Annotated in this window: 5 protein-coding genes; all 5 read right to left on the reverse strand. The window is 40.1% G+C overall.

Translation table 11 applies throughout. The annotated features are described in order from the left end of the window. Positions 1 to 326: 326 nt before the first annotated feature. Positions 327 to 1,373, reverse strand: coding sequence for an L-threonylcarbamoyladenylate synthase (locus J2Z40_RS19510; RefSeq protein WP_066398279.1), 1,047 nt, complete (start codon positions 1,371 to 1,373; stop codon positions 327 to 329). Positions 1,374 to 1,549: 176 nt separating this feature from the next. Beyond that, a complete protein-coding gene (locus J2Z40_RS19515) occupies positions 1,550 to 1,999 on the reverse strand; it encodes a GNAT family N-acetyltransferase (RefSeq protein ID WP_066398281.1) in 450 nt (149 codons plus the stop codon). 98 nt (positions 2,000 to 2,097) lie between these two features. Further along, complete coding sequence (gene spoIIR / locus J2Z40_RS19520) at positions 2,098 to 2,784, reverse strand: stage II sporulation protein R (RefSeq protein ID WP_066398283.1); 687 nt, start codon at positions 2,782 to 2,784, stop codon at positions 2,098 to 2,100. Positions 2,785 to 3,343: 559 nt separating this feature from the next. After that, entirely contained in the window at positions 3,344 to 4,222 is an 879-nt protein-coding gene (gene prmC / locus J2Z40_RS19525; RefSeq protein WP_066398285.1) for a peptide chain release factor N(5)-glutamine methyltransferase, read from the reverse strand. A gap of 7 nt (positions 4,223 to 4,229) precedes the next feature. Beyond that, the gene (gene prfA, locus J2Z40_RS19530) at positions 4,230 to 5,303 is read right to left on the reverse strand and encodes a peptide chain release factor 1 (protein ID WP_066398287.1); all 1,074 of its coding nucleotides are present in this window, start codon (positions 5,301 to 5,303) and stop codon (positions 4,230 to 4,232) included. Positions 5,304 to 5,756 lie beyond the last annotated feature (453 nt).

Raw genomic sequence — 5,756 nt, forward strand, 5'->3', positions numbered from 1 at the left:
CACCTTATTGAAGACTCTTTCGCTGGATTTTCCGGTCGTTCGGGGTTCTATACGCCTTATTGAAGACTCTTTCGCTGGATTTTTCCGTCGTTCGGGGTTCTATACACCTTATTGAAGACTCTTTCGTTGGATTTTTCCGTCGTTTGGGGTTCTATACGCCTTATTAAAGACTCTTTCGTTGGATTTTCCGGTCGTTCGGGGTTCTATACACCTTATTGAAGACACTCCGCCATCATGCACTACATGTTGGTTTCCTTGCTCAAAGAGCACAAAAAAGCAGGTAGGAAAATTTAATTCACTTTCCTCTACCTGCTTTTAAAATAAAACTATTCGCTAGTAATGACTCGATGTCCAGCCGCCTTCATCAGGCGATTCATAATGGCATGTCCGACACCTTCGTTTGGAAACATTTCACCATAGATTACATCAACTTCCATGTGATTAAATTGCCTTAATGCATCATATAAGGAACTGGCAACTGTTTCTAAATTTAGGCGCTTTCCACATGCAACGACATAATCTGCTTGATAAAAGTCTTTCGTTTCCTCTGTTGATAAGACCGCAACTGATTGTCCTTCTGCTCTTTTTTCATCCACAAGCTTCTGGATAAATTCCTTCGGGCCATCCACTAAAAACAGGGGAGCATCTGGTGCATAGTGACGGTATTTCATCCCAGGGGATTTCGGTGCCTGCCCAGCCTCTTGCAGCCCTGGATCCATACGCACGTCACCAATGATTGCTTCTAGCTGCTCTTTTGTGACTCCGCCTGGCCTTAATATAACGGGTGTCTCCTCCGTACAATCGACAACCGTTGATTCGACTCCAACACCTGTAGGTCCACCGTCCACAATCCCAGCAATTCGTCCGTTTAGATCATCCCACACATGCGCAGCTGTCGTTGGGCTTGGCTTTCCCGAACGATTCGCACTAGGAGCGGCAATCGGCAACCCTGCTTCCTTTATAAGTGCAAGCGCAACCGGATGATCAGGCATCCGAACGGCAACTGTGGATAATTCAGGTGTTGCCATATGCGAGAGTATGCCCTCTTTCTTTTTAAAAATAAGGGTTAACGGCCCTGGCCAAAGCTTCTCCATTAATTGTTCTGCTTTCTCAGGGATCTCTTCCACAAACTCTTCCAACTGGTTCATGTCAGCAATGTGGATAATTAGTGGATTATCACTCGGGCGCCCTTTTGCAGCAAAAATTTTCGCAACAGCTTCGTCATTTAAGGCATTTCCACCTAATCCGTACACCGTTTCTGTTGGGAAAGCGACCACTTCATTTTCTTTTAATAGATCTGCAGCCTGTGAAATATGTGGATAACTATCTGCCCCATCCACATATTTATCCACTGTCCATCTTTTTGTATTCATTATATTTCACCTTCAATAATCACGCTTATAAATAGTTGAAATTCCTTTATTCTCGTGACTTTTCTGTTGTTTTCCTTTGAAAGTATAAAAGAAGATAGCGGATAACTCAAGTATTATCCACAAATTGTGGACAGTTTGGCTATTTTTGTGAATAACTTTAGGGAGATACCCACAATTTAGATAGATAATTTCAAAAAGAAGGAGTTATCCACAGTTAAAATATGTTTAACATGATCAGACTGACAAAGCACTTTTGGCAAGTTTTCTATTTCCTCTTCAATAAAACCCATCAACCGAAAAAAGTCACTTGAATTCTTTTTATTGGAAGCCAAATATAAAGCTTGCAACTGCTTGTCCTTTGCTAAAATTAAAATTTGTTCAATAAGCATGAAAAGACTTTTTTCGATTTCGTCTACTCCTTGGCGAATCGCAAGTGAACGGAGCAAACCTATTTCACCGAGTGGTTCAATTCCAAGCGTTGCTTTAATATCCCCCATTTGATTTTCCATTATTAAAAAGTATTCAACACATGACTCAACGCCATCCTTACTCAGCTTTGCTTCCTCCAAGAATTCTTCTAATCTCTTTATATCCTCTATATTTGCACGGCGAATGATTGCTTCCATTAGACCCACCCCATTTTTCATATTCTACTACTATGAATATGAAAAAATAGAGAAAGTAGAACGAAATGAAGAAAAAAGGCCTTGCATCTGCAAGAACCTTAACTAAATAGTTTATTCCAAAGCTCTTTAATAAAAAACTTCACCTTCACTGGTTCTTCCTCTTCTTCCACATACATCGGAGGTTCTCCCGATTCTGTTTTATTTGTCTCTAGTAGTTCTGCTGCTACTTCATCAGAATCTTCTTGTAGCACTTTCTCCTCTTCTTCAAATCCATCACTTACAGCGACTCCATTTGAAAAATCAAGAAAACATAATGGAGGAAATAACACACACCACCAGTTAGCTCCTGTTCCTTCTCCGAGTGTAATTAAGATAGCCTCATATTCACCAGCAGGATAGAGGAATTGCCCATAGAGCTTTGTAGGGAAATCTACTTTACCAAAATCTGTTTGAACCGATTGTCCAGGTTGTTCTCTTTCCACGACTGCTTCAGCGATTTTTTGAATCTCTGGCAGTCGGGAACGAATGAGACTGCGTGCTTCTTCAATGGATGTTAATTCTGCTACCCATTCTGTAATTTCCTTATTGACTTCATCTCTTACAAGTCTCTTAATTGCCTGGTCTGATTCCTGATCACTATTTGCTAGAATTCGCAGCCGAATGGCCTCACTCGGAATCACCAGCGGCTCATCAGCCATTACTTCATTTTTTGGTATATATAAACTTACAATTGTTCCTAAGCATAGGATCATTATATAAAAATTCACCGTTATTTTTGTTCTCATTTCTGCCACGCCCCTTCACTAACACATTGTGGACAAAATGACAGAATCTTAAACTAGTAATATTTAAAAAATAGCTTCAGATTTAGATTATATTTTAACTACTAGGCAATAGCTATTCATCACTATAAAACATGTAAAAAATACTAGATATCTAATAGAGAGGGTAGGTTGAGCACCCAAGCGGAGAAATAGACGGAAAAACTCCGCTTATTTCGTAATTATTAATAAAAAAGTCTTAAATAAGCGGAGAAACTCCGCCTATTGAATGAAAAAATTCAAAAATGGAGGATTTTTCATTGAATAAGCGGAAAAATTCCGCCTATTTCCTCTAAAAAGAGCTTCTTTCTGCATTTAACCGGAAAATTTCCGCTTATTTTGCGTTTGCTCATTAGTTAGTTGATTAGTAAACTCATTTATTTTCCTCAATAACTAAAATTGCGAATTAAAAACGCAGTGGATACCTTTGCATTCAATTTTTCTACTTTGCACCCAAATTACTAAAAAAAGCCCTGCAGAGATCCCTTCTCTACAGGACTTTCCTCCGCACAAGTCGGGTACTTCAACTAGTAGAACCGTTCCTTTGCTTTGATATTTCAGCAAATACCATTCGGTCTTTGCCATTTATATCATGAATGATTTCTATTTTTGCATGAGGAAATGCCTGTTTGAGTAACGCAGCTACTGCCTCGCTTTGGCCAACTCCTACTTCAAGACCGATGATTGCTTCTTCTTTTACTATTGAAGGAAGTTCTTCTGCTAGTCTTTTGTATAGATCAAGTCCATCCACCCCTGCAAAGAGGGCACGATGGGGCTCATGTTCCAATACAATTTCTGACATCCATTCCTTGTCCCCTACTGGAATATAGGGCGGATTCGAAAGGACGACATCAAAGCATTTTCCACTGGCAATGAACGGCTGCAGTAGGTCCCCTTGCACAAATTGAATATCCGCACCAAGTATTCTTGCATTTTCCTCTGCTAAAGCTATGGTTGGTGCGTAGATATCTGTAGCTGTCACGACTAATTCTGCTTTTTCAAGCTTAAGTGTGATTGCGATGGCTCCGCTCCCTGTTCCGATATCTGCTACTTCAATTGCTTTACGGGTGCTGAAGTGTTTATTAATCCGCTCTAATGTATGGTAAATTAATTCTTCCGTTTCTGGCCGGGGGATGAGGACGTTTTCGTTTACTTGAAAGCTGCGTCCATAAAAATCCTCATAACCGATAATATATTGGACAGGCATTCCATCCGCATGCAAGTGGATCGCCTTCTCGAAATCTGCAAAAACGGCTGCACCGAGCTCATCACGTATGCTCGCTAAAAAATTTGACCGACTTTGCTTCAGATAATGCCGTAATAATAGTTCTCCCGCATTTTCGTCACGATTCTTCTCTTTTAAAAAAGAAGAAGCCCAGTTGAGGGCTTCATATACTTTCATTGTAGAATTACTCATTTGAAGCACTATCAAGCTTCGCAGATTGTTCTTCAAGGATTAATGCGTCAATGACTTCATCAATTTTCCCATGAAGAATTTGGTCAAGCTTTTGGATCGTTAAGCCGATACGGTGATCGGTCACACGATTTTGCGGGAAGTTGTACGTACGAATTCGTTCAGAACGGTCACCTGTTCCAACAGCTGATTTACGCACTTGGTCATATTCTGCTTGTGCTTCCCGTTGGAATTTATCATATACACGAGCACGCAATACTTTCATTGCCTTTTCTTTGTTCTTTATTTGTGATTTTTCATCCTGACAAGAGACAACCGTTCCCGTTGGCAAGTGAGTGAGACGAACAGCTGACATCGTTGTATTTACGCTTTGCCCGCCTGGTCCGCTAGATGCAAACGTGTCGACACGAACGTCCTTATCATGAATTTCAATTTCTACTTCTTCGGCTTCAGGCAAAACAGCAACAGTCGCTGTGGATGTATGAATCCGGCCGCCTGATTCTGTTTCAGGAACACGTTGCACACGATGCGCCCCATTTTCAAACTTTAACTTCGAAAACGCGCCATTCCCGTTAATCATAAAGATAATCTCTTTATAGCCGCCAACACCTGTCGTATTCGCGTCAATTACTTCTGTTTTCCAGCCTTGCATCTCAGCAAAACGGCTGTACATCCGGTAAAGGTCTCCAGCAAAAAGGGCTGCTTCATCCCCACCAGCTGCTCCACGGATTTCCATAATAACGTTTTTATCATCATTCGGATCTTTCGGGATTAAAAGAATTTTCAAACGAGCTTCAAGCTCTTCTACTTGTTCCTCAAGCTCATGAAGTTCTTCCTTCACCATTTCACGCATGTCAGCATCCAATTTTTCCTCAAGCATTGCCTTCGCATCTTGAAGCTGTGTGCGCACCTCTTTATATTCACGGTACACATCAACCGTTTCTTGTATACCTGATTGTTCCTTTGAATATTCACGTAATTTCTTCGGATCATTAACAATTTCCGGATCACTCAAAAGCTCATTTAATCTTTCGTAGCGGTCCTCAACCGATTGAAGACGATCAAACACAGCATATCACCTCTATTTTCCAATAAGCCTCAGGTTGATTATCCCCTGGCCATCTATATAAAATACATTACATTGTGCATTTATTTACATATCCATAACATTCTAATTATAGTATAGGTGAAGTGTGCAGTCAAAAACAATTTGGAATAGAGTGGGATGTAAATAAATCTGTGGGTTTTGCATTATAACTTGGGTTCGCAAATAAAATCGTGGTTTCGCAATTATATCTCAGATTCCGCTATTAAAATTGAGGATTCGCATTTATATCTCAGATTCCGCTATTAAAATTGAGGATTCGCAATTATATCTTAGATTCCGCTATTAAAATTGAGGATTTGCAATTATAACTCAGATTCCACCACTAGACTTGCATAAAGGTTCCATAAATTAACAACGAGGTATATTACAGCTGTCTTACATGCTGGTTGATGAGTGTATTTTTCATAATGTGCA

Origin of the sequence: Cytobacillus eiseniae (assembly GCF_017874625.1) — a bacterium.
Lineage (GTDB): Bacteria > Bacillota > Bacilli > Bacillales > Cytobacillaceae > Cytobacillus > Cytobacillus eiseniae.